The organism is Streptomyces sp. NBC_00654, assembly GCF_026341775.1.
In the GTDB taxonomy this organism is placed as follows: Bacteria; Actinomycetota; Actinomycetes; order Streptomycetales; family Streptomycetaceae; genus Streptomyces.
On record NZ_JAPEOB010000002.1, the window covers coordinates 139,441 to 165,470 of the forward strand.

Here is a 26,030-nt window from a genome sequence, read left to right on the forward strand (position 1 = left end):
CGAGTAAATCGGCATACCTGCCGACCTGAACGTGATCGAGGCGGCCCTCGGTCGCATGGTGTACCGCGCCGGAAACCTTGAAGCGATGGTGCGTTACACGGGCGGACAGCTGGTCACCACGGACAAACAGCGCGAGGCTCCCGACGGCGTACCGGCGGGCGCCCTCGCGACGGAGGCGAGGAACGTGGGTCAGTAAAAAAACTCCTGGAATGCCGCGCCTCGTGGTGAAGTACGGCTCGGAGCGCTGCTCTTGAAAAGGCGTGGCTGCCGGGCAGTCGCGATGCGACAATCGCTCCGCAACTTGATCCACATCCGTGTCAGGGAGGTCCGCATGGACATCGCCTCGCTGCTGCCGTTGACCACGCCGCGGTTGTCGCTGCGTCTGTTCACTCCCGGCGACGCCGACGACCTGTACGCCTACCAGAGCCTGCCGAGCGTGGCGCGCTACTTGTACCGGCCGGCGCACACGCGGGATCGCAGCGAGCAGGTTGCCGCCGAGCGCGCGGCACAGACGGCCTGGCGCGCCGACGGGGACAAGCTGGCGCTCGCTGTCTGCCGACACGATGAGCCCGGCGTCCTTGGCGAGGTGAGCCTCGGCCTGGCCGATGCCCGCGCCGCCCAGGCCGAGATCGGCTGGACTCTCGCTCCACGTCACGAGGGGCACGGCTACGCGACCGAGGCGGCCGCGGCGCTGGCCGGATTTGCCTTCGACACGCTGGGCGTGCACCGGCTCTACGCACGGCTGGATGTGGAGAACACCGGGTCTGTGCGGGTCTGTGAGCGCCTCGGGATGCGCCGGGAGGCGCACCCTGGTCGAGAACGACCTCGACGGGGATCGCTGGGGCAGCGAGTACATCTACGCGGCACTGTCCGCGGATCTTGGCAGTCGATCAGGCGATTGAGCCCGACGCCGCCCCCTGGACGTGATCTTCCATATGGGGGAATCCTGGTATGTCTGATTGGGATGGCCTGTTCGAGGTGGATTCGGCGTCGGTGGTGAAGCCGGGGACCGAGCCGACGGTGGCGGTGAAGAAGACCTTCCGGGCGTCCGTCCCCGATCAGATGCTGATGCTGCCGCCGTCGCTTGATGAGTGGCTGCCCGAGGGGCATCTGGCCCGATTCGTGGCCGAACTGGTCGACGAGGTGCTCGACCTGGGCCCGATCCTGGCGTCCTACACCGAGAGAACGCGGGTTCCCGCCGTACGAACCGCGGTTGATGGTCCGGCTGCTGATCCACGGGTACACCACCGGGGTGCGCTCATCGCGGGCGAACGCCCAGGCCGTGGGGGACGACGCGCACCAGATCACCACCGACGCCGACGTCATGACCAGCCCCGCCGACGCACTCAACTACACCGGCATGCTCTACCAATCCGCCGCGAACACCGGAATCCACGCACGTCAGGCGCTCCTCGACGCGGGCTACTACTCCGAGGCGGACCTAACCAGGCAAAAAAATGGCACCGGTCCACAAAGGCCTCGGCATCGTTTCCTCCAAGACCCCCTGACGGGTGGGTCGTGCAGAGTCTCAACTTTCGTGGCCAGATCTCAGCCCGAGTAGCCGTCATGTGGCCGTTTGGCCATGTTCCTGAGACTCGCACTTCAGGAGCGTCACTCGTTCGAGTCGCCAAGTCTGAACGCTTCCGCACACTCCTTCACCATGGAACGCCGAGCCTGTAGACGCGCGCCTTGGCTGGGAGGGGCGGTGGACCTGTTCGATGCCGCTGTGAGCATCTGCCTTCCGGAAGGCAGATGCTTCAAAGGTGAGACTTGGTCTGCCGCGTGGGTGCTGGTGCTCAGCGCCTCGTCTCGTACCTGGTCAGGACCACGCCGCCGGGAAACGTCCGCGTCTCCACCAGATTCAGGTTCACCCAGCTGTCCAGCGCGGTGAAGAACGGCGTGCCGCCGCCCACCAGGACCGCATGGGCGGCGATCAAGTACTCGTCGATCAGCCCGGCGCGCATGGCCGCCCCGGCGAGCGTTGCGCCGCCGATGTTCATTGGGCCGCCGTCCTCGGCCTTGAGCCGGGTGATCTCGGCGATCGCGTCGCCGGTGACCAGGCGGGTGTTCCAGTCGACCTTGTCGATCGTCGAGGAGAACACCACCTTCGGCGTGTCCCGCCAGTTCCGCGCGAACTCGATCTCCGCCGGGGTGGCGTTGGGCTGCTGATCGCCGGTCGGCCAGTAGGAGCTCATCGTCTCCCACAGCTTGCGCCCATACAGCGACAGGCCGCTCGCCCGCTCGTGGTCGAGCCACCACTGGAACAGCTCGTCGCTCGGCGGTCCGCTCCAGCCGATATCGTCGCCGGCCGCGGCGATGTAGCCGTCCAGGGTCAGGTTCATGCCGTAGATCAGTTTCCGCATGGCTCAGCCTTCTGTTCGTGGGTGTCCGGCATATGGACCAGTGCGGCGCGGAAAACTCATCGGTGCGCGATCTGGGCTCGCCGGTAGCCCTCGTGCTCGGTTCTCAGCGTGGTGTACTCGGCCGACTCGTACAAGCCTCCTGATCTCGCCCTCGCCCTCGCCCTCGCCCTCGCGAGGAAATGCCGTGGATTGAAACTGATCATGGTGACAAGGCCGTGAGACAGCCAAGAACGCCCAGGTCACGGAAGATCACCATGTCACGAGCGGCGAGACCTACAGTCGGGAAGCGGGCCGGAAGCGCCGGAAGGGAGAGCCGGCCCCAGGGGCCGGGCGCGCCGGGCCGCTGCCCGTACTACTGATCCTCACGCCGCACCCGGCCGCCCGCACCCGCTCAGTCCGGGTGCCGATGCGCCTGTCACCCGACGGATTACGGCATTCCGAGGGCGGCGTCTGGCCGGCAGTGGGTACAGGCCCGGATCCCCTCCGCGAGCGCCCCAAGTGCCTGGTCCCGGCTGATGACCTTCAGCCGCTCCCCCCGCCGCGTAGCAGCCGCTGACGTGGATCCCCATCGCGGGTGCACCGACACCGATGCCGTGCTCCATCACCCAGTCGGGTGTGGGCGGGCGCACCCGTTCGCCCAGGAGCTGTTCCTTCTCGCGCTGCTCGGCGGCCGCGATGGCTTCATCGATCCGGACGACCCACACGGCGTGCCATGTCCGCAGCATGTACAGCCGCAGCAGGTCGGCCGGGAGATCGGAGATGCGGTCGTCAGACATGCGGCTACGCCGTCTTCTCCACGGCCGGCGGTTCATGGGCATGCTTGAGTGCGGTACGGGATTCCGCGCGGTCGGGCCCACTCAGCGTCTCCCAGTACGGGTGCGTCATCACGGCGGTACTCAGCTCCAGCACACGGTTCCGGTACTCGGCGAGCCGGGCGGCCTCGTCCTCGATGTAGCCGGGAGTGGCTTCTTTCGAGGGCGACCCGTCCATCGGCTCGTCCGACCGCGGCAGCGTGCGGCCGCACTCCTCGCACTCGTCACGGATCCGGAGAAGAGCGAGCTGGGCGTCGCGAAGGTTCGGGGGAAAGTCGTACTGAGACACACGCCAGGACCGTGTCCTATGTGGTGAGGCATCGCTGACCTCGGCATGGGGCGGGGTACGTGGAGTTGGATGGTTCCGGACGGGTTGTGGGAGATCGCGGAGCCACTGATCCCACGTTCCCGGGTGCTGCCGCAAGGTGGTGGGACGCAGGACACGTCGGATGAGACGCTGTTCGCCGCGATCATCTACGTCCAGGCCAGCGGGTGCGCCTGGCGGGCCCTGCCACCCTGCTTCAGGATATCGAAGTCGACCGCTCACCGCCGGTTCCTGATCCGGTCCAGGGCCGGGGTCCGGGGCCGGCTGCACGAGGAGATCCCGCACCGCCTCGACGATGCCGGCCCGCTCGATCTCTCACGCGCTGTCCTCGACCGCTGTCCTCGACTCCGCCCATGTCCGCGCGAGAAAGAGGGCGAACTCGCAGGTCCGAACCCCGTGGACCGGGGCAAACCGGGTTCCAGGATGCACGTCCCGTCGGACGCGAACGGACTGCCCTTCCTCGTCCGCCTGCTCAGCACCGGCGTACGCGTCACTCGGCGGGACAAGAGAAGGGTGACGGCGCAAAGATCCCATGGAGGTACGAGATTTGACCCTTCACGTGGTCTCCACACATACTGAGTCCAGTGCAATATCACATTGCAACTGCATCCTGAGTGCGTCAGTGATGCCTATGAACGACACCTCTGAACAGAGAGAACTTCCCTCATGTCTCGTATCGCTCTGCTCTCCACCGCGGCCATGGGCCTGGCCTTATTCGGCGCGGCCCCGGCCACCGCCGAACACGCCCCCACCACCACTGCCACCACCGTGACGTGCGGTCCGTCCGCCCTCCGGGTGGGCTTGTTGACCAAGGTGTGCGCCGAAGTCACTGGCAACAGCGTGCAGCTGCGCGGCCAGATAAGCCTGGCGGGCCCGCCCAGCCCGGGCTCCACGCTCCCGGTCAAGGACCTGACCACGACCCTCACCGGCAACGTCGTCGGCGGCACCTCCCTCGGCCACCTGGTGCAGCCGGTCCGTTTCCAAGCCGCGACCACCCAGGTCCGTGGCGTCGGCGGCACCGTCCCCTGCGGCTCGACCGTCCACGCCGAGTTCACCTCATCCGCTCTCGGCTATCCCTCCAGCCCGGTGACCCTGGACGTTCCGGTTACCTGCTGACGAACGTCCGACACAATGAGCAGGCTGCGCGGCCCGGACGCGGAGCCTGCCAGGGCGGCGAGCCGGTCTTGCGGGTCCGGCACCCTGGCGGCGCCCCGCCTGCCGGTGGTGATGAACTGGCGGCCGATGTGCTCGGTGCAGGCGGACGGGATGGCCTCGGCCAGCTCTTTATGGACGTCGGTCCCGGTGACGTCCATGGCGCTCTGCATCTCAGCGACGGCGCCTTCGTCTTTGCCGTACCCGGCGATGTACGGCCCGTAGCGGTAGGCACCGTGGCGCCACACCAGCCCCTGACCTCCGGGTCTGACCGTCGAACCGGACCGACGATGGATCTACTGCGGCGCAAGCTTCCGGATCGATGACACACCCTCGCTGTAGGCAGCGTCGCTTCTCCGCTCGACGCCCGCGAACGCGGTGGCGGCGGCCCCACCAGCAGAGGTGGGGCCGCCGCCTTTTTCAGCGGCAGCGGGAACCCCTCAGCGCAGGCGGGGCAGTCAACTGGCAGATGCGGCCTGACGTTCTCTGTGCTTAGAGGAGCTAACAGTAAGAGCTGGGGAAGCCATGTCCGCTTCCTTGGTGGGTTGTTGGACGGAGCATGGGGAAGGGCAATGGTCCGCCGTGGGCGGTGTCGGCCAATCTTTGGGCACGTATCGAGCCGCTGCTGCTGGTCAGGCGGCGCCGGTCGAGCAATCCGGGGCGGCTGCCTCTGAACAACCGTGGCTCTCTGCAGGGCATCCTGTTCGTGCTGCACACAGAGATCCACCAGTCCCGGCAGGCGGCTTGCCCGTCGGCTGTTTGGGAGCGGCTGACCGCTCGGCAGATGCTGCTGCCCGCCGCCTCTGCTCGTCCTTCCGCCCTGCCAGCTGTTCCGTGTCGGGCATCGGGGGGCTCCGTGCACCAACTGTTGGGCATCGTGCGGTGCCCGGCATCCTCAACACAGCCACGCACTGGGTGCCGCCTGCCGGGACAGGGCGCGCGTCCGGTGTGCGGCCGCATTGCCGATGTGGCTCTGCTGGGATCGGGGGCGGCCAAACTGCCGCGCTGACAAAACTCCTGGAGCACTTGGACCTTGTGGAGGCCGCGAAGAAGCCCGCGTCGGCCTACTCCGGAGGCATGAAGCGCCGCCTCGACCTCGCGATGACGCCGGTCGCCAGCCCGCGGATCATCTTCCTCGACGAACCGACCACCGGCCTCGACCCGCGCCGCCACAACGTGTGGGGCATCATCCGCGGCCTCGTCTCCGACGGCGTCACCGTCTTCCTCACCACCCAGTACCTGGACGAGCCGGACGAACTCGCCGACCGCATCGCCGTGTTGAACGACGGCGGAATCGCCGCCAACGGCACCGCCGAGGAGCTCAAACGGCTCATCCCAGGGCGGGCATATCCGGCTCCGCTTCACCGACCCGGTCGCCTACCAGCCCGCCGCTGACGCCCTGCGCGAAATCACCCGGGACAACAAGCCACTGTCGCTGTCCATCCCCAGCGACGGCAGTCAACGCGAACTGCGCTCCACTCTTGACCGGCTCGACTCCGCCGGCATCGAGGCGGACGAACTGACCGTCCACACCCCCGACCTCGACGACGTCTTCTTCGCCTTGACCGGCCCAGCCAACGCCCCCCAACCAGCCCATGGATTCTGTCCGATGTGCTCCTCTCCCCGTCCGCGACTCGAACATGATGCTGCGCCGCACCCTCCTGCACGCATGGCGCTACCCGTCCGGGACCCTGAACCTGCTGCTGACGCCGATCATGATGCTGCTGCTCTTCGTCATCATCTTCGGCGACGTGGTGAGCGCCGGCATCGGTGGCCGCGGCGCGGACCGCTCCGCAGCCTCCTCCTCGGCACCGAAATCGGCAACAACGCCGGGATCGCGATCGCCTGGTGCGTCGGCCTCACCGTGCTCGGCTACCACTGGTCGACGGCGCAGTTCAGCCTCGGTTCGAAGTGGCCGAGACGCCCGCGCTGACCGCCTCCGCTCGGCAGACCCCGCAGTGCTGGGCACCAGCCTGCGGCGGGCACCGGGCGGCTCCCTGGTAGTCGAGAGCTGCGGCCGCTCGGGCACGGGCACGGCGGGAAGGGAGTCGACGCCAGCCGCTGAGCAGAACAAGAGCTCAGTTGTCGGGGGCCAGCTTCCGGTTGGTGCCGGAGCGGCCGATGTCCAGGTCGAGAAGCGCGGCCAGGTTTGTGCCACTGTTCCAGAAGCCGAGCAGGTCGACGTCGACGAGGACCAGACCGTGGCGGGCGGCAAAGGCCCGGGCCTGCTTGGTGAACTTGCACGAGGCGACGAACAGCGGAACGTCCGCTCCGTGTTCGCTGCGCGCGGTGCCGTTGAACTTCTGAAGGTCCGGGCTACCGACGGTACGGTGCTTCGCGTATCGCTTGCACTGCACCACGACTTTCCGACCGTCCGGCAGCCGGCCGATCACGTCGGCACCCAGATCGTTCGCGCCGCCTACGCGGCGAACCTCGGTACAGCTGTCCCGGCGACACAGGTCCGCGACGTATTCCTCGAACTCGCGGTCCCCCAGAGACCAGATCGCCTCCATCGAGCGCAGCGCCTGGAGCCGCGCCTGCTCCGCGAGCCGGATCTTCTCGGCTTCGGCCTCGCGGCGCCCGGCACGCACCAGGGCCACCGTCACACCCCCTGCGACCAGAACCGCTAAGGCCACCAACAGCACCGTTCCCGTTCCCATGCTCCGATCCCCTCCCTTGATCCGGCTGTCCGTGCGCTCTACGGCTCCCCAACCGGGTACGGATCCATCCAGGCACAGAGGCCGGACTCTCACCGATTCCGGCCTCTGCAGCGAGAACGGGCGAGCCCTTCGGCGTAAAGCCGAGCGAGTCGTCAATGGGGTCGCGCACGGACTCCGCACGTTGGACAGCTGAAGGCCGGTTACGACGACGCGGAGCCCGGGTGGCTGGCCGGCGCGAGGGGGGTGGAGACGGCCACAGGCCCGGCCTGGGTGGTGGCCGGGCCTGTGGCGGGGTGGTGCGGGGCTACTGGGTCTGGATGGCGCCGCGGTCGATGAGTCCCTGGATGCAGGGCGGCCAGTCCCGCTCCAGGCTGGTGGTGATGGCGGCGTGGACGTCGGCCCGGATCTGCGGGGTGACGTGTTCGACGTCGCCGTTGCCGTAGCCGTAGTACAGACGCAGGCCTTCGCGGCTCGCGTCGCACACGAGCACCGCATCGCCCAGTTGGGGAAGCTGGGCATGGAGTGGCCGCACTACGACGTCGCGTGGGAAATGGCCTGGCCGCCGTACGCGGATGGGCCGAGACGAACGGACACCTGCTCGCCCCCTTGGACGCCACCCACCAGGGCTACAAGGTGGGCGTCTGGCTGAAGAAGCCGCGGGCCGCCGCCCGCAAGACCGCTGAGAACGAGCAACGGCGTGCCGAGGGCCTGCCGGTTCGGTCGTCGGCCGGGGCCATGACCGCCGAGAGCAGCTGGAGGACATCGCCGCGTCCTGGTGCCCGGCCCGTGGAGTGGCAGTGCGCCTTCCTCCTCGTCCCGCTTCACCTGGAGGAGATTGGCAGCGAACTGCCCACAAAACCTGGCGACGTCGTGCACCAGGCGAGGAACTCGTGCAGTAGGTGCGCTCGGTCCGGCTCGGCTGGGACGGATGGAGAACTGTCCGCGATCAGGGTGCGATGGTCGCAACCGCTGTCGTCATCACCGCGGCCGCCGCCCTTGTGCAGCCTGGAACGGATAGTGGGGCCGGACAGGGTGATCCTGTCCGGCCCCACTGTCGTCGCCGGTCAGTCGTGCGTCTCCTGTACGAAGTCGGGCCGCTGCCGGGCGCGGCGCCGACGGCGCGTCGTCCTGGCGAGCGGCTCTTCAACGCTCGGTCGGCACTGTATCGGACGTCCAGAACGTGACCGGGATGTTGGTCCAACCGGGACGCGAGCGCCGGCGCCCGTACGCGATCCGGACTGGATCGCCCACCGCACCCGAACCGACAAGGGCGGCACAGCGTGAGCACCGAGCAGCACGACGCTGATGCGTACGGCCAGGAGCCGGCCCGCATCAGCCGGCACCAGCACGAGGCCCCGAGCGCGCGGTCCATGGCCTTCCAGGCCCTGGCCGCTGTCGGGATCGCGAACGAGCAGGCGGACGAGATCGTGTCGAAGCCGGAGGCCGGGGCGGTAGTCGGCGCCCACACTGGATCTCCGAGAGCGGCGCCCCGCACGGGTCCGAGCAACGCTTCGAGGAGGCCTGTTCGCCGGTGTCCTGACTGTCACCGTCTGGCGCGACGTGTCCGAGAGGCCCGGGTCAGTGGTCGGAACCATGGCCGAGGTGCGGTTCGCACAGGGCCGTGCCGAGCGGGCTCAGCCGATAGCGGACGTGACGTCCATGGCGGGTGCGCTCCAGAAGGTGAGCCGCGCGCAGGACGGACAGATGCTGGCTGACGGCGGCGGGGGTGACGCCGAGACGGTGGGCGAGTTCCGTGGTGGAGGCAGGCTCGGTCAGCATGGTGAGCAGACGCGCGCGTGGCGCGCCCAGGAGTCGTTGCAACGTTCGGGCAGCCGGTGGTGCGGGGCGTTCGGCGAGGGTTGCCAGTCCCCGCGCGCCGTAGACGATATGGGGCGGAGCCTGTGAGCTGAGCATGGTGGAGACGCCGTCCGCGAAGCAGCTGGGGGTCAGCAGCAGGCGGCGTCCGTCGATGGGAATCTCGGTCGCAAGCGAGGGCCAGGGACCGTCGCGTTCAATGCTGAGCATGTTCTCGGCCCAGGACAGCCGGCCGCTGATACCGGTGAACAGGGCGTTCGCGCCGCCTTCGGCCAGTACGCGGGCGCGGTGGCCGATGTCGGCCTCGAGTACCGCCCTCGCTCTCGGCCACCAGACGGGCCGCAGGCACGAGGTCCAGTACTCCTCCAGTGCGTCAGCGATGTCGAGGAGCAGGCGTTCCGGGTCGTCCCAGGCGCCGGTCAGCCTGGCCGGGACCGTTTCGCCCAGCGGGAGGAACGTCTGTTCCAGGCCCACTCGCACGACGGCCGGGTCGGTGGCGCGTAGCTCGGCGAACTCCCGGCGGACGTCAGGTGCCGAGGTGGGTGGCCGGGGCGTGAGGAAGTCGGGGACCCAGTACCTGCGACGGGCCACCAGCGAGGTGAGCAGTACGTGATCGAGGTGCTCGAAGGCCGGGCGGAGGGCGGCGAAGGTCTCGCGCAGAGCAGGGAAGCGCCACGCGTGCCCGGTCCACATCCGCAGGCTGAGCACGGTCTCCTGCAACGGAGAGTAGGCGAACGAGGTCGCGGCGAGGTCGGCCACATCGAGGCGGAATCGAATCATTAAGCGCCAGGGTAAAACCATTCCGCCCACTCCAGGCCGAAGCTGTGCTGAGGGACATGACCGTTCCCTCTACCGCCGCGCCCGTTTCCCGGGCGCCTGCCGTCCCGACGACCCGGCTGATCAGTGATCCGACCGTACGAAGGATCGCCGCGTTGCTGTCGGTCAACGCCGTCGGCAACGGACTCTTCCTCACGATCAGCACTCTGTGGTTCACCCAGGGTCTGGGATACTCCACCTCGCGGGTCGGGCTGGCACTGACAGTCGCCGGGCTGTGCGGGATCCTCGCCTCGCTCCCCGCCGGCCGTGCGTGCGACCGATGGAGTGCCAAGTCCGTCCTGACCTTCCTGCACCTCCTGCAAGCGGCTGCGATCGGCCTGTACGCCGTGGCCGATTCCTTCCCCGTCTTCCTCGCACTGGCCTGTCTGGCCACGGCCGGCAGCCGTGCCAACGCCACCGCGCGCGGCACCCTGTACGCCCACGCCCTCCACGTCGGCATACGCACCCGCGCACTCGCGCTGCTGCGGGCGGTCAACAACGTGGGCATCGGAGCGGGCGCCGCCCTCGGATCGGTTCTCCTCGCCTTCGACAGCGACGCGGCGTACCGAGGAGCCATCTGCGTGAGCGCCACCGCGTTCCTCCTCGCGCTGATCCCGCTTCGCCGGATCCCCACCGCGACACGGCCGCCGGCCGCGCAGCCCGCGGCAGCACGGGACGTCGCCGTGCCCGAGCGACGCGCGCCCCATCCACTTCGTGACCTGCCCTACCTTGCCGTCACCGCGCTCAACGCGGTCGTCAACACCCTCTACGTCGTCCTGGAAGTGGCCCTGCCCCTGTGGCTCCTCACCTGCACGAGCGCACCCCGGGCCATGGTCGGCTGGCTGCTGGTCACCAACACGGCCCTGGTCGTCGCCCTGCAGGTCCGTGCCGCCCGCGGCATCACCGGCCCGGCCCAGGCAGCGCGCGCCTTCCGCCTCGGTGGGCTCCTCGTCGCAGCCGCATGCCTTGCCGCCGCGTGCGCCGCCCACCGATCACCGGTCACCGCCGGCGCGGTCCTCCTGGCCGCCGTCGTCCTTCTCACCCTGGGCGAGGTCACCTCGCAAGCCGGCAGCTGGACCCTCTCCTACGACCTGGCCCCCAACCACGCCCACGGCACCTACCAGGGCATCTACCAAACCGGAATCTCTGTCAGTCAGGCACTCGGCCCGGGCCTGCTGACCACGTTCGTCCTTCCTCACGGCACCGCGGGCTGGACGGTCCTCGCGGCACTCTTCGCCAGTGCGGCACTCGCCCTTCCGCTCGCCGCCCGCCGCGCGGCACAAGAATCCGAACAGTCGAAGCCCACCCACTACTGCGGTTGAACTCGTGGTGTCGTAGAGGGTGACGGCTGGCCGTTGGCTGCGGTATCACCGGAGTCGTGCGGTACCCACAAGGGGGCGGGCTGACGGCCGAACGGCAGCAGTTCCGCGAGGAGTTACGGCTCCGGGCGGCCGGGCGGCCAGGCAGTCGGCCCGGGGCGAGGACAGTACAGCGATTGCCAGGGATCTGCGGGTCGGTGTCCGCTCGGTCCAGCGATGGCGTCACGCGTGGGCCGAGGGCGACCCGCGGTCCTTGCGGTCGCAGGGGCCGGCGTCGCTCCCGTGGCTGAGCGAAAGGCACTTCACGCAACTGGAGGCGGAGCCGGCCAAGGGGCCGGCCGCGCATGGCTGGGAGGACCATCGCTGGACGCTGGTCCGTGTGAGGACGGTGATCGGCCGGCGCTTCCATCTGACGTGCACGATCCAGGGTGAGTGGAAGCTGTTGGTGCGTAGCGGCTGGTCCTGTGAGGCGCCGGCGCCCGCAGAGCGATGGAGCGGGACGACGATGCGGTCGCGGGGTTGGCCAAGGAGGTGCGGCCCCGCGCGGAAGGCTCGCGGCGGCCCGTGGAGCCTGGCTCGTCTTCGAGGACCAAGCCGGATTCTCCATGACGCCGCCGCAGGTCAGGACCTGGTCACAGCGCGGCCGGACCCCGGTGGTGCGGGTGCGGGGCCGATCCTGCGGGCGGATCTCCATCGCGGCTCCGACCTGCGACAGACCCGGCCAACGGTCAAGGCTGATCTATCGGCCGCGCCGCGACGACGGCAACCGTGACGGGCGCAGGGGCGTGTGTCGAAAGTGGCGCCGTCCGCCCGAAGGGCGGGGCTCACGGCGTCCGGTGCGTGCGATCGCAAGGCGGAGGAGTGTCCTCGTACTGGACGTACAAGGACACTCGTCCGGTGCGTGCGATCGCAAGGCGGAGGAGTGTCCTCGTACTGGACGTACAAGGACACTCCGACGACGCGGACAACGCCGACAACGCGGCGAGCGTGCGTGCCGGGCGTCGCGAGCCAGGCGGGACTTTCGACACACGCCCAGAGCTTTTCCTGGCGCGACTACCCTGGAGCTCGACGCGGAGCTCGCCCGCGCCGAGATGATCAGGGCCTTGAGCAGGTTGATCGCTGCCGTGCAGGCCAGGACGACGCTCTGACGGGTGGCACATAGGACACGAAGTGCCTCGCGCTCACCGCGCCGTCGTGGGTTGATGAGATGTTCGGTCGCCAGGGCTTTCCTGGCCGCGCGGACAGCATCAAGCATGTCAGTCTTGCGCCCGCATCGGACCGTGGGACGCTTGGACCGGCACACCTCGGCGACACCTTTGCCAGCCGCTTCCAGGAAGGCGGCAAGTCCGGTGCCATGGGAGCCGGTACCCTCCGGCCCGGAATGTGCTGTCGGGCGAAGTCCAGCAGCTGCTGATAACCCCGGGTGTTGGCGGGTGAGTCGGTGCTGGCGAGCACGGCGCCGATGACGCCGTCGACCTGTTCTGCGAACATGGTCACCCGGTTGTTCTTCTTCAACGCTGGACGGCCCTGGTCGGCGGCGGCCTGGGTGGAGTCACCGCGTGGCAGAACTGTGATGAGTCACGTCGAAATGGCGGACAAGCTGCTGATCAAGCCAACCGGGTGGGCCAGGCCGACGCCGACGTCATGCAGACACCTCGGGGCTCGGCAAGCTCTGACGAGCCGCCAGTTGCCGTTTCGGGTCATGCCGGAACACCAACGCCAGCCTGGCAGCAACCCAACCCGGCCGCAGGCCGACTATCACCGTCATCTTTGTCGCTGAACGGGGTAGCGCAGGGCTTGAGCTTCCGCGGACAGCCTAGTGACCGTCGTCGAGGCAGCAAGGCCCCGGTGATCTCGGCGATGCCGAGGCGGCGGTCACGGCTGCGTGCCGAGGGGGAAAACCGGTCGGCGCGATCAACGAGCGGCGGCCGACGTGCAGGGCCCGTGTGAACGAGGTCCGCTCATACGGATTCCTCTCGGGCGCGGCGCCCCGCCGTCCCGGGGAAGCCGTGTCGATGCGCCGCGATGGAAACGACCAGTGCGGGGATCAGGATGGTGAGTGCTGCCCAGGGCAGAGCGTGGGATCCTGCGGTGCTGAGGAGGATTCCGCCGACGATGCCGCCGCCCGCGATGGCGAGGTTCCAGGCAGTGACGAACAGGGACTGCACCACGTCGACAGCTGTTCCCGCCGCCTCCGCGGCTGCCGTCTGGAGGAGCGTTGCGACACCGCCGAACGCGAGTCCCCAGATCGCCGCACTCACGAATACGAGTATGGGAAGTTCCGCGAACAGGGCGAGCACCAGCGTGGCGACAGCGAACAGGACGCAACTCGCGATGACCAGTGGGCGCAGGTGGCGATCGATCAACGCCCCGACGATCCAGATGCTGAGCAATGAGATCGCTCCGAAGGTCAGGAGCAGAGCATCGACGCGATCTCCGAGGCCGATCGGCCCGAGGAAGGGCGCGATGTAGTTGTACATGACGCTGTGAGCCAGCACGTACGCCGTCGTCATGGCCAAGATCGGGAGCACACCGGGCAGCCGGAAGGTAGCCAGCAGCTGCTGCCGTTCACCACGCGCTTGACCTGCGAACTCAGGGATCGCCCGTCGGATCCAGACGGCGAGGACGGCGGTGAGAACGCTGATGAGGCCGAACGAGATGCGCCAGTCCAGCACTTGCGCAAGGAACGTGCCCGCTGGAACACCCAGCGCGAGGGCGACCGGCGTACCCGCCGAGGCGATCGCCAGTGCGCGACCGCGCCGATGCGGTGCGACCATGCGCCTCGCGTATCCGGCTAGCAACGCCCAGATGAGCGCAGAGACCATCCCGGCGAGAAACCGCGATCCCAGGGTGAGTACGAAGGTGCTCGACAGCGCCGTCACCGTGTTCGAGATGATGAACCCCGCGATGGCGGCCAACAGCAAGCGCCGTCGAGGCCAGCCAGCAGTCGCCTTCATGAGCGGGAACGCTGCGATCACCGAGCCGATCGCATACGCGGTGACGTTCTGCCCTGCCGCCGAGATGGTGACGTCCAGGTCCCGCGCCATGGCGGGAAGCACCCCGGCGGGCAGTGTCTCGGTGAGCAAGGTGATGAATCCGGCCATGGCGAGCGCCAGGAGCCCGGAGAGCGGGAATCGCTCCGTCGAGCTTGCCTCGGCCCTGCCGGAACGGCGTTGAGTGCGGGTCTGAGTATCCATAGACTCAACCCTGAAGGCTCACACCTATGTGAGGGTCAAATCAGGCACGCCACACGAGAGGGGACCGATGAAGATCGGAGAGATCGCCCGGCGCACGGACACCCCGATCCGCCTTCTGAGGTATTACGAGGAGCAGGGCCTGATCGAGCCGGACCGCATGCCGAACGGCTACCGCGAGTACGACGAGCACCTCGTCGACCGGGTGCACCAGATTCGCGGCCTGCTCGATGTCGGTCTCCCCACACGCGTGATCCGACACATTTTGCCGTGCCTGAACGAGCCCCAGACGATCCACATGCCCTACGTCACGCCCGACATGGTCGAAACGCTTGAGCACGAACGCGATCGGATGGCCGAGAAGATCCGCTATCTCACCCGCAATCACGACGCCATCAGCGCGTATCTCGATGCGGCCGAACGGCGCGTCCCGGAGGAATGACTGTCACCGCGCGAGGTGGGGACGCCGGTTACCCCGTTCCGCCATTCGCCCACACCGACGAGGACCTTGTCGTCGCCGCTGATGGAGATGGTCTGCCGAAATGCCTCGGCGCCACGGACCCGGCCCCTGGAGTCGTTGCCGCCGGGGGCTCGGCCTCACGATAGGCCCATGAGGCCGAGCCCTGCTCCTGCTCCTGCTCCTGCTCCTGCTCCTGCTCCTGCTCCTGCTCCTGCTCCTGCTCCTCAGAGCGTGGCGGGCCTTTCGTGCGTCGTGGTCAGAGCCGGAAGGTCCGTACGACGAGGGTCTGTCCGGCGACCGACGGCCAGCTCGCCCAGCTCTCGTCCGCGGCCAGAGTGGGCGCACCGACTTCGCCCGGCAGGCCGACGGCGGTGGATACGACGCGGATCGGCAGGGGGCCCTTGCCGCGGGTGCGGAGGACGAGGTCGATGCCGTCGGCGGGCGGGGCCGCGTAGTCGAAACTCCAGTCCCAGCCGCTCTCCGGTCGCTTCGGTCCGCCGGTGAGCTTCGCGCCCTCGATGGTGGCGTCGAGGATCTGGTGGGCACGGGTGTCGGCGTGTACAGCGAGGGTGTGGGCGTCGGCAGGCCCCTGGATACGGACTCGGACCGTACGTATGCCGTCGGCCTCGGTGCTTGAGACGTTCGCGGTACGCGGTGTGTCCAGGGGTGCGGCCTTGGCGGGTCCGTTCGTGAGCGCGACGTCGCCCAGCGGAGGGATGCGGTCGTCGTAGCGTGCCGGTTCACCGGTGAGGAGCTTGCCGACGGTGGGCTGGGAGGTGTCGCCGAGGCTGACCCAGGTGGCCTTGCCCGTGTCGGACTCCAGGACGTAGCCGAGGCTGACCGGCCGGGGTTCGTCGGCGCTGTAGCCGTCGAGGGCCGTACCCACGACCAGCGTGCCCGCGCCCGCCACCGCCGTCGCGAGCATCCCGACCGTGCATGCCCGGCGCGAGGGAAGCGGCTCCAGGAGTGTCAGCGACAACGCCACGAGCAGTACCGCCAGGACCAGCGGGGCCGCGGCGAGCGTCAGCCCCAGGGCGGGCAGCAGCAGGAGTACGACCGGCAGGACGAGTGCCACAGCGGGTACTGCGGCCACCGCTCCGGCCACCGCGCGCCATGGGGATTCCGCCCCTGTGAACCGCAGCGTCACCGCGACGACCGCCAGTCCGATCAGTGCCGGCCAGGTGAAGAGGTAGGCGCCCCCGGGCAGCAGCACGGCGCTGACCACGGCGATCATCGCGACAACGCCGAGCACGCCCATCACGATGTCCAGCGGTGACGCCTTGCGGCGCGCCCAGCGGTACCAGGCGACGAGCAGCGCCAGGAGGAGCAACGCTCCGCCCCATGCGTACCGGCCGGGGTGGTAGACGCTGCCCTCGTTGAGGGCGAAGTCCGGCCGGGCCAGGCTCAGCACCGACCACCCGGCCAGTCCGATGGCCGCAGCGCCGATCAACGTGAGCGGGAAGGTCAGGGCGGCCCGTCCGGCGCCGCCGGGGGACAGGCCTCGGCGTCGGCCGAGCCACAGCAGCAGGGGCACGCCCAGTGCGGCGGCCAGTGCGAGCGGCAGGGTCAGCCATGCCGGGTAGGACACGACCGTGCCGAACAGGGAGAAGTACGTGGCGTCCGGACCGCTCTGGGAGAGGTCCGTGCCGCCGAGCTGGCGGACCGCTCCGAGGGCCGCGTCGCCCATGTCCTGCACGCTCGCGGCATCGAGCCGGGAGATGCTGTCGTGGGCGGTGTGGTAGTGCGCGGAGCCTTCCATGAAGGCGAAGTTGAGACCGCGCATCCCGGCCTCGTCGAAGACTGTCAGATCGGTGTCGTTGGGCAGCCGTTCGTAGATCGCGGCGGAGAGAGACGTGGTGAGTGCGCCGGAGGCCCGTACGGCGGAGGTGAGACCCGTGCCCGCCTTCTGGAACATCACGACGGGCCCGGAGGTGCCCCGGCCCTCCATGTTCAGCACCACGGTCTGCCGGGGGTCAGCGGCCCGGGGCGAGCCGGCCTCCGCGTCGACGAACGCCTGCGCGCCGAGCAGCCCTTGTTCCTCACCGTCGGTGAAGAGGAACTCGATGTCGTTGCGGGGCTGCGCTCCGGCCTTGAGCACACGGGCGATTTCGAGGATCGCGGCGACGTTTGAACCGTCGTCGCCGGCGCCCGGGGCGGTCGGCACGGAGTCGTAGTGGGCGACGAGGAGGACCCGGCCGGTGGGCTTCCTGCCGGGAATCGTGGCGTGGATGTTGGAGACGGAACCGACCACGGCCGGCAGCTCGTCGACATCTGAAGGGGCCACCCTGCTCTGGACCTCGGGCCGCAGACCCACCTTCCGCAGCTCACCGACGAGGTACTCCCGTACGTCCGCCTGCGCGGCCGAACCCGTCGGGTGCGGCACCTTCGCGATTCCGTCGAGCAGGGCAACGGCACGGGACGCCGAGAATTCGCCGACGGGGGCGGAGACCGGCCGCGGCTCGGAGGCGCGCAACGGCTGCGTGACCGCGAAAGCGGTGAGGAACAGCAGCAGAAGAGCGGCCAGGGCCGGTACTCGTCTGCGCATCGTGGTCTGGAACTGCACGGATATACCTCATAGCGGGAGTGGGATGGGGACAGTGGACAAATGCGTCGACGGCGACGTTCCGCAGCTCGGCGGTGTAGCGCTCGCCGGCGCGGTCGCGCAGCCTGAGCGGGTTGGTGTCGGGGAACATCTCGGAGTCGCTGAAGCTGTCCGAACCGATCTCGATCGGCCCTGCGGATCGGCTTGGCCGAAACGTCCAGGGCACGGAGTCGCTGTATGCCTGCGGAAACCCAGGACCTGCGGCCGGGAAACAGACCGGGGCGCCTCGGAGAACGTGAGCCGGCCCTGCGCGAGGCCGGCTCACGGCCGACGCATGGACTTCGCTCCGGAAACTGGCTCTGCCGATGACGAAGCGCAGAGTTTTCGGGCAACTCGGGCAGCTCGGGTGGCGTGATGGTGTGGCTCCGCTGCCACAGTCAGACCTCGGCCAGACCAGAGGCGCCTCCCGTACTCATCGACACCGAGGTCCGGGCCCGGCGAGCGCCTCCCCGAGCCGTCGAGAAGTGACTTCGCGAGTGGTCGACAAAGCCAGGGACCGTGACCTCGGCCGTCATACGACAGCACTCACCGGCGGTGTGCGGGAGCGCTGCACCAAGCAGTGCGGACACGCTGCGCGACAGCCGACTGTTGGGAGGCAGGGAAGAGTTCACGCCCCGGCCGAACGAGCTGCTGTTCGCCTCGATCGCGGAGCTGCCGGTGGGCCGGACCTGTGGCATCCGAATGCGATCACGACGCCCAGGTCTGAGCGCAGCCCATGGGAGGAGGGCGACACAGCCGCACGGGGCCGCCCATGGCTACGGACTGCTTGTACGCCTTCTCAGCATGGTCGCGACATTCAGTGGTCCGACGGACAGGCGCTTCTGGGTGACGAACCCGAAGTGCTGGTAGAGCGCCACATTTCCGGGGTCCGCGGTGGTGAGGTAGACCCCGGCCGTGACTGGTGTGTCGGCCAGCAGACGGTCGAGGAGACGCCTCCCCGCCCCGCGGCCCGCGGCGGCGGGAACCACCCCGATGAACTCCAGCGTCCAGGCACTCTCGGGCGCACCGGCTTCGGTGAGTTCGAGGTAGCGCAGGGTCCGCTGCACGGACCGGGGGCCGCAACGTGCGAGCGTACGGGCCGCCCACTGCGCCTGAGCGGCAGGTGAGAGCCGAGATCCGGGCGGGGTGAGGACGGCGGCCGCGACGGGGCGGCCGTCGTCCCCGGTCAGGGCATAACGGCGCGATCCGGGAATAGTGTCATCGGCGCGCAGGGTGGCGTCGAACCAGTTCTCCCTGGTGGCGGACGAACTGCCGCAGATCCAGGAGGTCGCCGACTCACGGGCAAACGCATCGGCCAGCACACCTACGCAGGCATCCACGGACGGGCAGTCGTCGATCTCCGGCCGGTGCGGAGCTGTGTCCGGGAACTGGTAGTCGTTCATGGTCCTCCTTCATCAGCACTTGCTCGATTCAAAACCGATCGTATAGCTTTCGATCGTAACGGACTAGAGAGGAAGAGCGAATGAGGATCCTGGCACTAGGCGGACCCGGTGCGATGGGAGCGGTGGCGGTGCGGGTGGCTGCCGGGCTGCCCGAGGTGACCGAGATCGTGGTGGCCGACAAACGCCTTGAAGCGGCCCAGAGCCTGGTACGCAACCTCGCCGGTGCCGGTGGTGCGCCCATGCGGGCCCTGCAGGTGGACGTGACCGATGACTCCGCCCTCCGGACCGCGATGACTGACGCCGACGTCGTGCTGAACACCGTCGGCCCGTACTACCGCTTCGGCCTGACCGTGCTGCGCGCCGCGATCGCGACCGGTACGCACTACCTGGACATCTGCGACGACTGGGAGCCGACCCTGCAGATGCTCGATCTGGACGAGGAAGCACGGTCCGCCGGGGTCTGCGCGGTGGTGGGCATGGGCGCCAGTCCCGGGGTCAGCAACCTGCTGGCCGCACGAGCCGTCCAGCAGCTGGACCACGTCCAGAACCTGTACACCGCGTGGCCCGTCGATGTCTCCGGCAACGATCAGGACGACGATCAGCTGCTCGACCCCGACGGGCGGCCCAGTGCCGCCGCCGTGCACTGGATGGAGCAGATCAGCGGGAAGGTGGCCGTCGTCAGCGACGGACAGCTCGTACACCGACGGCCGCTCCGTCCGGTCACGCTGACCCTCTCCCCCGAGCACTCCGGAACGGCGTACACCGTCGGCCATCCCGAGCCGGTCACCCTCCACCGCAGCTTCCGCCCGACCGGCGAGGCCGCCAACCTCATGGTCATCACCCCAGGCACACTGGCCTACCTGGACGTTCTGCGCCGGGACATCGACGCCGGCAAACTCACCAACGAAACCGCCGCCGTCGACCTGGCCAAACCCTCAGTTTCCCGCGGCCTGCGGGCCGTGGCAGGCGCCATGGGCCTCAAGGGCCCCCGGTCGCTGCCGCCGTTCTTCGCCGCAGCCACGGGTACCCGCGACGGCAGGCCGGTCACCGTCCTGTCCCGCCTCGCCGAGACGTCCGGCATGACCACGCTGATCGACGACATGGCAGAGGCGACCGGAATCCCGCTGGCCCTGGGGCTCGCCCAGCTTCTCGACGGCACCAGCGGCCGGCCCGGCGTACACCCTCCCGAGGCCGTCATCGAACCCGAGCGGTTCTTCCTCGACCTGTCCCACCACCTGCCCCACACCTCCGACAGCGAACACCCCGGCAACTGCGTGATCACCACTGTCACCCCGAGCAACTGAAACGAGGAGATACCGGTGACATCACTGGAACCAGGGGTCGGCGTGCGTACAGCGGAATTCGTCGAGGTCGGGGGGCTTCGCGTCCGCTACGCGGCGACGGGCACCGGCCCGCCCGTGGTCCTGCTGCACGGACTGGGCCGCAGCCTGGAGGACTGGGAGCCGCTGCGGGCCGCTCTGAGCGGGTACCGGCTGATCGCCATCGACCTCGCGGGCTTCGGGCAGTCCCAGGCCCTGCCCGACTGCCGCCTCGCGGCACTGGCCCGGCACGTCGCAGGGGCCTTGGACGTGCTCGGGGTTCCCTCGGGCGCCCATGTGGTGGGCAATTCGCTCGGCGGAGCCGTCGCGATGCGGATCGCCGCGGATTCCCCCGCGCGGGTGGCGTCATTGGCGCTGCTCAACAGCGCGGGGTTCGGCCGCGACGTCACCTGGACCCTGCGCATCCTCGGCCTTCCGCTGCTCTGGCGGCTGCTTCTGCGTCCCCATGCGGACAGCGCGCTGATGTCGGAGCGCTCCATCTTCTACGACCCGGCCTTCGCCACACCCGAGCGGGTAGCCCTGGCACTCGCGCTCTCCCGTCGCGAAGGGGCGGCACAGACGTTCCGGCGCCAGTCCCAGGCCCTCGGTTCGTGGCGTGGCGTACGCCGCGGCTGGCGCGAGGAGCTGCTCACCGAGGTCTCGGCGCTCGACATCCCCACGCTCGTCGTCTGGGGCACCCATGACAGGATCCTGCCGGCCACCCACCTCGTGAACGCCGCGACCGCTCTCCCCCGGGCACGCACCCATCTGTTCCCCCGGACCGGCCACATGCCGCAGATCGAGCGCGCCGACGAGGTCGCCGTCATGCTCGGCTCGTTCTGGGACAGGCCATAGGTCCCGAACCACGCCCGGTTCAAGCGAGAGGGGAGGTTCCACGGCACCGCGGGGCGTGACCCGCCCCGGCCCCGGTACCCCGGGTACGTGTACCCGCCTCCGACAGGTGCGACGGCGTGAAGAGGTGACGCTCCCCGCGACGCTCGGATCGCCCTCGTGAGGAGTACTGGTGCCGGGGTGGCGGGCTGGACGCCGGCATGAACCCCCGCGCCAGGACACTGTACGAGCGGCACGGATACCGTCCCTTGTATACCGAGCGCACTTCCTGGCCGCGCGGCCTGCGGAGGTGCGGCTCGACACCACAACGCGCCGCACCCTCGGACGTACCAGAAAGGCCCGCCACTTCATGACCGACTCGCTCCACACAACGACAGCGCCCGTCCAGGTCCCCACCCGCATGCTGGTCGAGGCTCTGATCCGTACCGACCACACGGTCGACGCCGGCGAGCTCTACGCCACTGCCGACCAGCTCGGCATGACCGACCAGCAGGTACGCCTGTGCATCAAGCGGCTGGTGGCAGAGGGGCGCTTCGTCCAGGAAGGCAGGGGGCGCAAAGCACTGCTACGGGCGACCGGCGCTACCGTGCAGGCTCTGGGGCCGGACGTCGAGTTCGTCGCGCACGCCTTCCGGCAGGACGCGGGACTCGCCCCCTGGGACGGTATCTGGCACCTGGTCGCCTTCGCCGTACCCGAAGACACCCGCACGGCGCGCGACACACTGCGCGCCGTTCTCACCCGGCTCGGTGGCGCCCCCGTCCAGGGTGGCCTCTACGTCAGCGCCAACGCATGGGAACCCTACGTCGAGGACGCGGCTCGCCGGCTCGGCATCCACGACCGCCTCACCCTCCTCACCACCGACGACCTGCGTCAGGGCGATGTACGTGATCCAGCCGCGCTTGCCCGCAACCTGTGGCCGCAGGACGAGATCGCCGATCGCTATCGGCAACTCGCTTCCGTGGCCGAGCCGCGGCTGCGCCGACTCCAGGACGAGGCCGACCCCTCCTCGCTCCAGCAGCTGACCATCGCGGTCGAACTGGCCGCCGAATTCAGCCGTGCGATGGAGCCCGACCCTCTTCTGCCGCCCGAGCTGCTCCCCCGGCCCTGGCCGGGAACCGAGGCACGTCGGCTCGTCGCACAGTGCTGGCAGCTCCTGGACCGGCTGGGGCAGTCCGGCACAGCGGCCGGGCAGCACGTCCGCCTGTTCCGCCTTTACGACGACGCTGTCAGGGGAACCGGGTCCGCAGGGCAGCGCCGCGACGGGTGAGCCCGAAGCCGGGTACCGGATGCGTAACGCGGGACGTGAGAGCCGTGTACCGGCCGGGCCATTCCTCGTCGTAGGGGATGGCTTTTTCGCAGCGGATGACTTTGAGCTGCTCGTCCGCAGGAGCGCGGTGTACCCAGGGGTTGCCCTCTTCCGCGGGCACACCGGCTGCCGGCCGTTGTTCGCCATCCGATCCATCCTGGTTGCCGGCATCCTGACGAAGCACGGGGCCGGGGGCCGGCCGGCTCAATGACCGGTGGTCAGTCGGGCGCGGCGCCTCGTGGGGCCGGCCGCGGCACATACCGCGGCTCCCGGGGCGAAGGGCCGGCGTCCTTCACCGCCCGCTCGACGTCCTCCTCGACCAGGTCATGATTCAGGGCGAACGCGGCTGCCGCCCCCTGCCCCGCAGCGGTGATCACGAGCGCCCTCGCATCGGACACATTGCCGACCGCCCACACCCCGGACACACTGGTCCGGCCCGCATTGTCGGTGGTCACCCAGCCGTTGAGGTCCCGCTCGCACCCCAGACCGGTGAGCAGGGAGTCGTGGGGCACCATGTGCGGGAAGACAAACACTGCGGAGCGCGGGACGACATGCCCCTCGGCCAGCTCGACCCCGCGCAACCGGTCGTCCTCGGTCACCAGACGCTTGACGGTCCCCGCGGCGACGACGATCCCGCGGGCAGCCAACTGCTCGCGCTCCCGCTCACCCAGGTCCAGGGTGTGCGGGAAGAACACGACATCGTGCGACCACTGTCGCAAGAGCAGCGCGTGCCGCACCGCGCCGGGGTGGGTACCCAGCACCCCGATCGGCTGGTCGCGCACCTCGTACGCGTGGCAGTAGGGGCAGAACAGCAGGTCCCTGCCCCACCGTTCCCGCACGCCGGGGATCGCGGGGAGCTCGTCCCGCAGTCCGGTGGCCACCACGACCCGGCGGGCACCGAGCACCGCACCACCGTCCAGACGGACGGAGAAGCCTGGGTCGATCTGATCCACACGGCTCTCGAACACGTCCACCCCGTAACCGGCGACCTCGGCCCGGCCCACCGCCAGCAGGTCGGCCGGGGACATCCCGTCCCGGGACAGGAAACCGTGCATATGCGCGGCGGGAGCGTTGCGCGGCCCGCCCGCATCCACCACCGCGACCCGGCGACGCGCCCTGGCCAGAACCAGAGCCGCGCTCAGCCCCGCCGCACCCCCGCCCACCACCACCACGTCGTACACGCCCCCGTCAAAAGTGGCGCTCCCCGTACTGTCCCGCACATCGTCCGTCGTACCGCCCATGGCGATCACCTCCACCCCGAGCGTGTACCACCGGACAACAGGCCAACAAAAAGCCTTGCCAATATCGCAAACCCCCACCACCCGCCACGTGAACCACCAGGCATCGGGCACAGGCGACGGACCCGATCACGTACGCCCGCGACGGCCGGGTGCGCGCAGCAGCAGGCCGAGCGAGATCAGCCCGGCCACGGCCGCCACCAGCGTGGACCAGAACCAGAAGGTCACCCAGGTATCGGGGACCGGCAGCAGCAGCACCAGCACGGCTGGATAGAGGATCAGCAGCCGGCGCAACCGGCGCTCCGCATTGAGCTGTTCACGCAGACGCTCGCAGGCTCCCCCGGCCGCCGGGCCCGTTCGCCCGGCGGGTATCAGCTCGTCGGCGATGGTCCGCCGCCACGTGTGCACGGTGGCGCCGATCATCGTGAGCAGGAGGACGAGCCCCAGTAACTGGAACCATTCGGGCACTCTGGGGTGACTGGGCGTGGTGAACAACAGCATCGGCACCGAGAACAGGACCGCGCTCAGCGCTTCGGCGGCGAAGAGGCGGGTGGCCGGAGTACGGCTCAGCGCGGTGGGCACGATCAACTCCCTGAGCGGGACCCTCCGGCCGGTGCGGGCACGAGGACGCGTCACGATCCTGGACTCACCCTTCAGAGTTCAGTGCGGCCCGGCCTGACGGCTGCGGACGCGGTGGGGCGGCGTCCTTCGCCGTCAGCACGTACTGCCGCGGGTCGAAGGCTCGTGTGCGACGACGGAATCGCCATGTCGGTTCGGGCCAGATGGACGTGATACGACCGGTGCGGTCCTGGTACCAGCCGACGCAGCCGCCGGCGGCCCAGACGGTGGGCTCCATCCGGCTCTGCAGCTCCGCGTTGAAGGCGTGCTGGGCCTCGGCCCGCACTTCCACGGCGGTCAGGCCCCGGCCGCGCATCAGCCGCAGGCAGCTGAGCAGGTAGTCGATCTGCGACTCGATCATGTAGATGAGGCTCGTGTGTCCTACGCCGGTGTTGGGACCCGCCATCAGGAAGAGATTGGGGAATCCCGCGACCGTGGTGCCGAGGTGGGCCTGCGGGCTGCCTTCCCAGACCTCGCTCAGGGACCGCCCCTCGGCACCGATGACCTGCTGCGCGTACGTCGCGTCGGTGACGCGGAATCCGGTTCCGTAGATCAGCACGTCCACCGGGTGCTCGGCGATGGCCTCTCCGTCCCGCGCCGCGGCGGTGGGCGCGGTGAGCACCGCATCGGGCCCGATGCTCGTGATCGGATCAGTGACCACGTCGACATTGGGCTGGACCAAGGCCGGGTAGTAGTCGTCGGACAGCAGGACACGCTTGCAGCCCAGTTCGTAGTCCGGGGTCAGCTTGGCCCTCATTCCCGGGTCCGCGACCTGACGGTGCAGATGGCCGAGCGCCTCGCGTTGACCGAGTGCGGACATGGTGCGGTTGCCGAGCAGAGCGGGGAGCGTCGCCTCCCGGGCCAGATACTCCCAGCCGCGAGCCAGTCGCTGCAGCGGCGGTGCCAGCCGGAACAGACGTTGCTGCCACAGCGGGATGACCCGGTCGCGCCTCGGCGCGATCCACGGAGGAGTGCGCTGAAAGACCGTCACCTGCCGTGCCGTGCGCTGCAGATGAGGGACGAACTGGATTGCGCTCGCGCCGGTCCCGATCACTCCCACCCGCTTGGATCGCAGATCCAGGTCGTGCCTCCACCTGGCGGAGTGGAACGCCTCGCCGGTGAAACCGTCGAGTCCGGGCAGCGACGGAACGGCCGGCTCCGACAGTGGGCCTTGGGCCAGTACCAGCAGCCCTGCGGTGAGCGGACCCGTGCTGGTCCGCAGGTCCCAGCGTTGCCGCTCGGAATCCCAGGCAGCGCGTTGCAGTTCGCAGCCGAGGCGCAGATTCGGCTTCAGGTCGTACTCGTCGACGCAGCGCCTGAGGTACTGCCCGATCTCCTCGCGCGGAGCGAAGCGCCGGCTCCACGCGGGATTGGGCGCGAAGGAGAACGAGTACAGGCGCGAGGGAACGTCGCAGGCGCACCCGGGATAGGTGTTGTCCCGCCATGCGCCGCCGACCTCGTCGGCCCGCTCCAGTATCAGCACGTCCCGGTGGCCCTCCTGCAGCAGCCGGATGGCCGTACCGAGCCCTGAGAAACCCGCGCCGACGATGACCACGGATACGTGGCGTGCGCTCATGGCATCCCCCTGCACGGGGCCGTGAGCCTGCGGCACGGCCCCCGGTCCGCGCGGAGCCGTGTCCGGGCGCTGTGGGTTGGTCATGATCCTCCTCCATCAACATTCTGCTCGATCTAAAACCGATCGTATAGCATTCGATCGTATCCGATCAGAGAGAGCAAGTGAATGAGGAACCCGCCATCCGCCGGACCCGGCGGGATCGGGGGTGGGGCGAGAGTGAC

20 protein-coding genes and 6 pseudogenes are annotated in these 26,030 nt (G+C 69.1%); 12 read left to right on the forward strand and 14 right to left on the reverse strand.

Going from position 1 to position 26,030, the window contains the following annotated elements:
- Positions 1–331: 331 nt before the first annotated feature.
- Positions 332–902: pseudogene (locus tag OHA98_RS20885) on the forward strand (GNAT family N-acetyltransferase).
- Positions 903–1,020: 118 nt separating this feature from the next.
- A pseudogene (locus OHA98_RS20890) lies at positions 1,021–1,270 on the forward strand (IS1182 family transposase); the annotation flags it as partial.
- A 526-nt stretch (positions 1,271–1,796) separates the two neighbouring features.
- On the opposite strand, the gene OHA98_RS20895 reads toward OHA98_RS20890, so the two are convergent.
- From OHA98_RS20895 to OHA98_RS20905, 3 genes are all read right to left on the reverse strand, one after another.
- Positions 1,797–2,363 carry a dihydrofolate reductase family protein gene (locus tag OHA98_RS20895; RefSeq protein ID WP_266928135.1) on the reverse strand — a complete coding sequence of 189 codons (567 nt, stop codon included), beginning with the start codon at positions 2,361–2,363 and terminating at the stop codon, positions 1,797–1,799.
- A 427-nt stretch (positions 2,364–2,790) separates the two neighbouring features.
- Positions 2,791–2,949 carry a DUF6233 domain-containing protein gene (locus OHA98_RS20900; RefSeq protein ID WP_323179614.1) on the reverse strand — a complete coding sequence of 53 codons (159 nt, stop codon included), beginning with the start codon at positions 2,947–2,949 and terminating at the stop codon, positions 2,791–2,793.
- A gap of 194 nt (positions 2,950–3,143) precedes the next feature.
- Complete coding sequence (locus OHA98_RS20905; RefSeq protein WP_266928137.1) at positions 3,144–3,464, reverse strand: hypothetical protein; 321 nt, start codon at positions 3,462–3,464, stop codon at positions 3,144–3,146.
- 45 nt (positions 3,465–3,509) lie between these two features.
- Between OHA98_RS20905 and OHA98_RS20910 the strand changes: the two are divergent.
- A pseudogene (locus OHA98_RS20910) lies at positions 3,510–3,965 on the forward strand (transposase); the annotation flags it as partial.
- A 201-nt stretch (positions 3,966–4,166) separates the two neighbouring features.
- Positions 4,167–4,616 (forward strand): hypothetical protein, encoded by a 450-nt coding sequence (locus tag OHA98_RS20915; RefSeq protein WP_266928139.1) that lies wholly within the window; start codon positions 4,167–4,169, stop codon positions 4,614–4,616.
- Here OHA98_RS20915 and OHA98_RS20920 read toward each other — a convergent pair.
- Positions 4,571–4,900, reverse strand: coding sequence for a hypothetical protein (locus OHA98_RS20920; protein ID WP_266928141.1), 330 nt, complete (start codon positions 4,898–4,900; stop codon positions 4,571–4,573). The two genes, OHA98_RS20915 and OHA98_RS20920, sit on opposite strands and share 46 nt — an antisense overlap.
- A 763-nt stretch (positions 4,901–5,663) precedes the next feature.
- On the opposite strand from OHA98_RS20920, the pseudogene OHA98_RS42725 reads away from it, so the two are divergent.
- Positions 5,664–6,231: pseudogene (locus OHA98_RS42725) on the forward strand (ATP-binding cassette domain-containing protein); the annotation flags it as partial.
- Between the two features lie 16 nt (positions 6,232–6,247).
- Positions 6,248–6,445: pseudogene (locus tag OHA98_RS20930) on the forward strand (hypothetical protein); the annotation flags it as partial.
- A 285-nt stretch (positions 6,446–6,730) separates the two neighbouring features.
- Here OHA98_RS20930 and OHA98_RS20935 read toward each other — a convergent pair.
- The 3 genes from OHA98_RS20935 to OHA98_RS20950 form a co-directional block, all read right to left on the reverse strand.
- Entirely contained in the window at positions 6,731–7,312 is a 582-nt protein-coding gene (locus OHA98_RS20935; RefSeq protein ID WP_266928143.1) for a restriction endonuclease, read from the reverse strand.
- Positions 7,313–7,616: 304 nt separating this feature from the next.
- The gene (locus tag OHA98_RS20940; RefSeq protein ID WP_266931012.1) at positions 7,617–7,844 is read right to left on the reverse strand and encodes a hypothetical protein; all 228 of its coding nucleotides are present in this window, start codon (positions 7,842–7,844) and stop codon (positions 7,617–7,619) included.
- Positions 7,845–8,890: 1,046 nt separating this feature from the next.
- Positions 8,891–9,907: a helix-turn-helix transcriptional regulator gene (locus OHA98_RS20950; protein WP_266928144.1), complete on the reverse strand. Its 1,017-nt coding sequence runs from the start codon at positions 9,905–9,907 to the stop codon at positions 8,891–8,893.
- Positions 9,908–9,963: 56 nt separating this feature from the next.
- On the opposite strand from OHA98_RS20950, the gene OHA98_RS20955 reads away from it, so the two are divergent.
- Both OHA98_RS20955 and OHA98_RS20965 read left to right on the forward strand, forming a co-directional pair.
- A complete protein-coding gene (locus tag OHA98_RS20955) occupies positions 9,964–11,265 on the forward strand; it encodes an MFS transporter (RefSeq protein WP_266928146.1) in 1,302 nt (433 codons plus the stop codon).
- Positions 11,266–11,867: 602 nt separating this feature from the next.
- Positions 11,868–12,044, forward strand: a pseudogene (locus tag OHA98_RS20965) (IS630 family transposase); the annotation flags it as partial.
- Here the strand turns inward: OHA98_RS20965 and OHA98_RS20970 are convergent.
- Both OHA98_RS20970 and OHA98_RS20975 read right to left on the reverse strand, forming a co-directional pair.
- A complete protein-coding gene (locus OHA98_RS20970) occupies positions 12,002–12,595 on the reverse strand; it encodes a hypothetical protein (RefSeq protein ID WP_266930831.1) in 594 nt (197 codons plus the stop codon). The pseudogene OHA98_RS20965 and the gene OHA98_RS20970 sit on opposite strands and share 43 nt — an antisense overlap.
- A 628-nt stretch (positions 12,596–13,223) precedes the next feature.
- A complete protein-coding gene (locus OHA98_RS20975) occupies positions 13,224–14,459 on the reverse strand; it encodes an MFS transporter (protein ID WP_266928147.1) in 1,236 nt (411 codons plus the stop codon).
- Positions 14,460–14,526: 67 nt separating this feature from the next.
- On the opposite strand from OHA98_RS20975, the gene OHA98_RS20980 reads away from it, so the two are divergent.
- Complete coding sequence (locus OHA98_RS20980; RefSeq protein ID WP_266928149.1) at positions 14,527–14,898, forward strand: MerR family transcriptional regulator; 372 nt, start codon at positions 14,527–14,529, stop codon at positions 14,896–14,898.
- Between the two features lie 274 nt (positions 14,899–15,172).
- On the opposite strand, the gene OHA98_RS20985 is transcribed toward OHA98_RS20980, so the two are convergent.
- Positions 15,173–17,479, reverse strand: coding sequence for a M20/M25/M40 family metallo-hydrolase (locus tag OHA98_RS20985; RefSeq protein WP_266928151.1), 2,307 nt, complete (start codon positions 17,477–17,479; stop codon positions 15,173–15,175).
- A gap of 794 nt (positions 17,480–18,273) precedes the next feature.
- Positions 18,274–18,900, reverse strand: a complete 627-nt coding sequence (locus OHA98_RS20990) for a GNAT family N-acetyltransferase (RefSeq protein WP_266928153.1) — start codon at positions 18,898–18,900, stop codon at positions 18,274–18,276.
- 80 nt (positions 18,901–18,980) lie between these two features.
- Here OHA98_RS20990 and OHA98_RS20995 point away from each other — a divergent pair, with 80 nt between their 5' ends.
- The 3 genes from OHA98_RS20995 (at position 18,981) to OHA98_RS21005 (ending at position 22,338) form a co-directional block, all read left to right on the forward strand.
- The gene (locus OHA98_RS20995) at positions 18,981–20,204 is read left to right on the forward strand and encodes a saccharopine dehydrogenase family protein (protein ID WP_266928155.1); all 1,224 of its coding nucleotides are present in this window, start codon (positions 18,981–18,983) and stop codon (positions 20,202–20,204) included.
- Positions 20,205–20,246: 42 nt separating this feature from the next.
- Complete coding sequence (locus OHA98_RS21000; RefSeq protein WP_266928157.1) at positions 20,247–21,074, forward strand: alpha/beta fold hydrolase; 828 nt, start codon at positions 20,247–20,249, stop codon at positions 21,072–21,074.
- A gap of 346 nt (positions 21,075–21,420) precedes the next feature.
- On the forward strand, positions 21,421–22,338 hold the full coding sequence (locus OHA98_RS21005; protein WP_266928159.1) for a PaaX family transcriptional regulator C-terminal domain-containing protein: 918 nt from the start codon (positions 21,421–21,423) through the stop codon (positions 22,336–22,338).
- A 257-nt stretch (positions 22,339–22,595) separates the two neighbouring features.
- Here OHA98_RS21005 and OHA98_RS21010 read toward each other — a convergent pair whose 3' ends face one another.
- The 3 genes from OHA98_RS21010 to OHA98_RS21020 form a co-directional block, all read right to left on the reverse strand.
- A complete protein-coding gene (locus OHA98_RS21010; protein WP_266928160.1) occupies positions 22,596–23,618 on the reverse strand; it encodes an NAD(P)/FAD-dependent oxidoreductase in 1,023 nt (340 codons plus the stop codon).
- 126 nt (positions 23,619–23,744) lie between these two features.
- Positions 23,745–24,197 (reverse strand): hypothetical protein, encoded by a 453-nt coding sequence (locus OHA98_RS21015; RefSeq protein WP_266928162.1) that lies wholly within the window; start codon positions 24,195–24,197, stop codon positions 23,745–23,747.
- Between the two features lie 64 nt (positions 24,198–24,261).
- On the reverse strand, positions 24,262–25,809 hold the full coding sequence (locus OHA98_RS21020; RefSeq protein WP_266928163.1) for an NAD(P)/FAD-dependent oxidoreductase: 1,548 nt from the start codon (positions 25,807–25,809) through the stop codon (positions 24,262–24,264).
- Positions 25,810–26,030 lie beyond the last annotated feature (221 nt).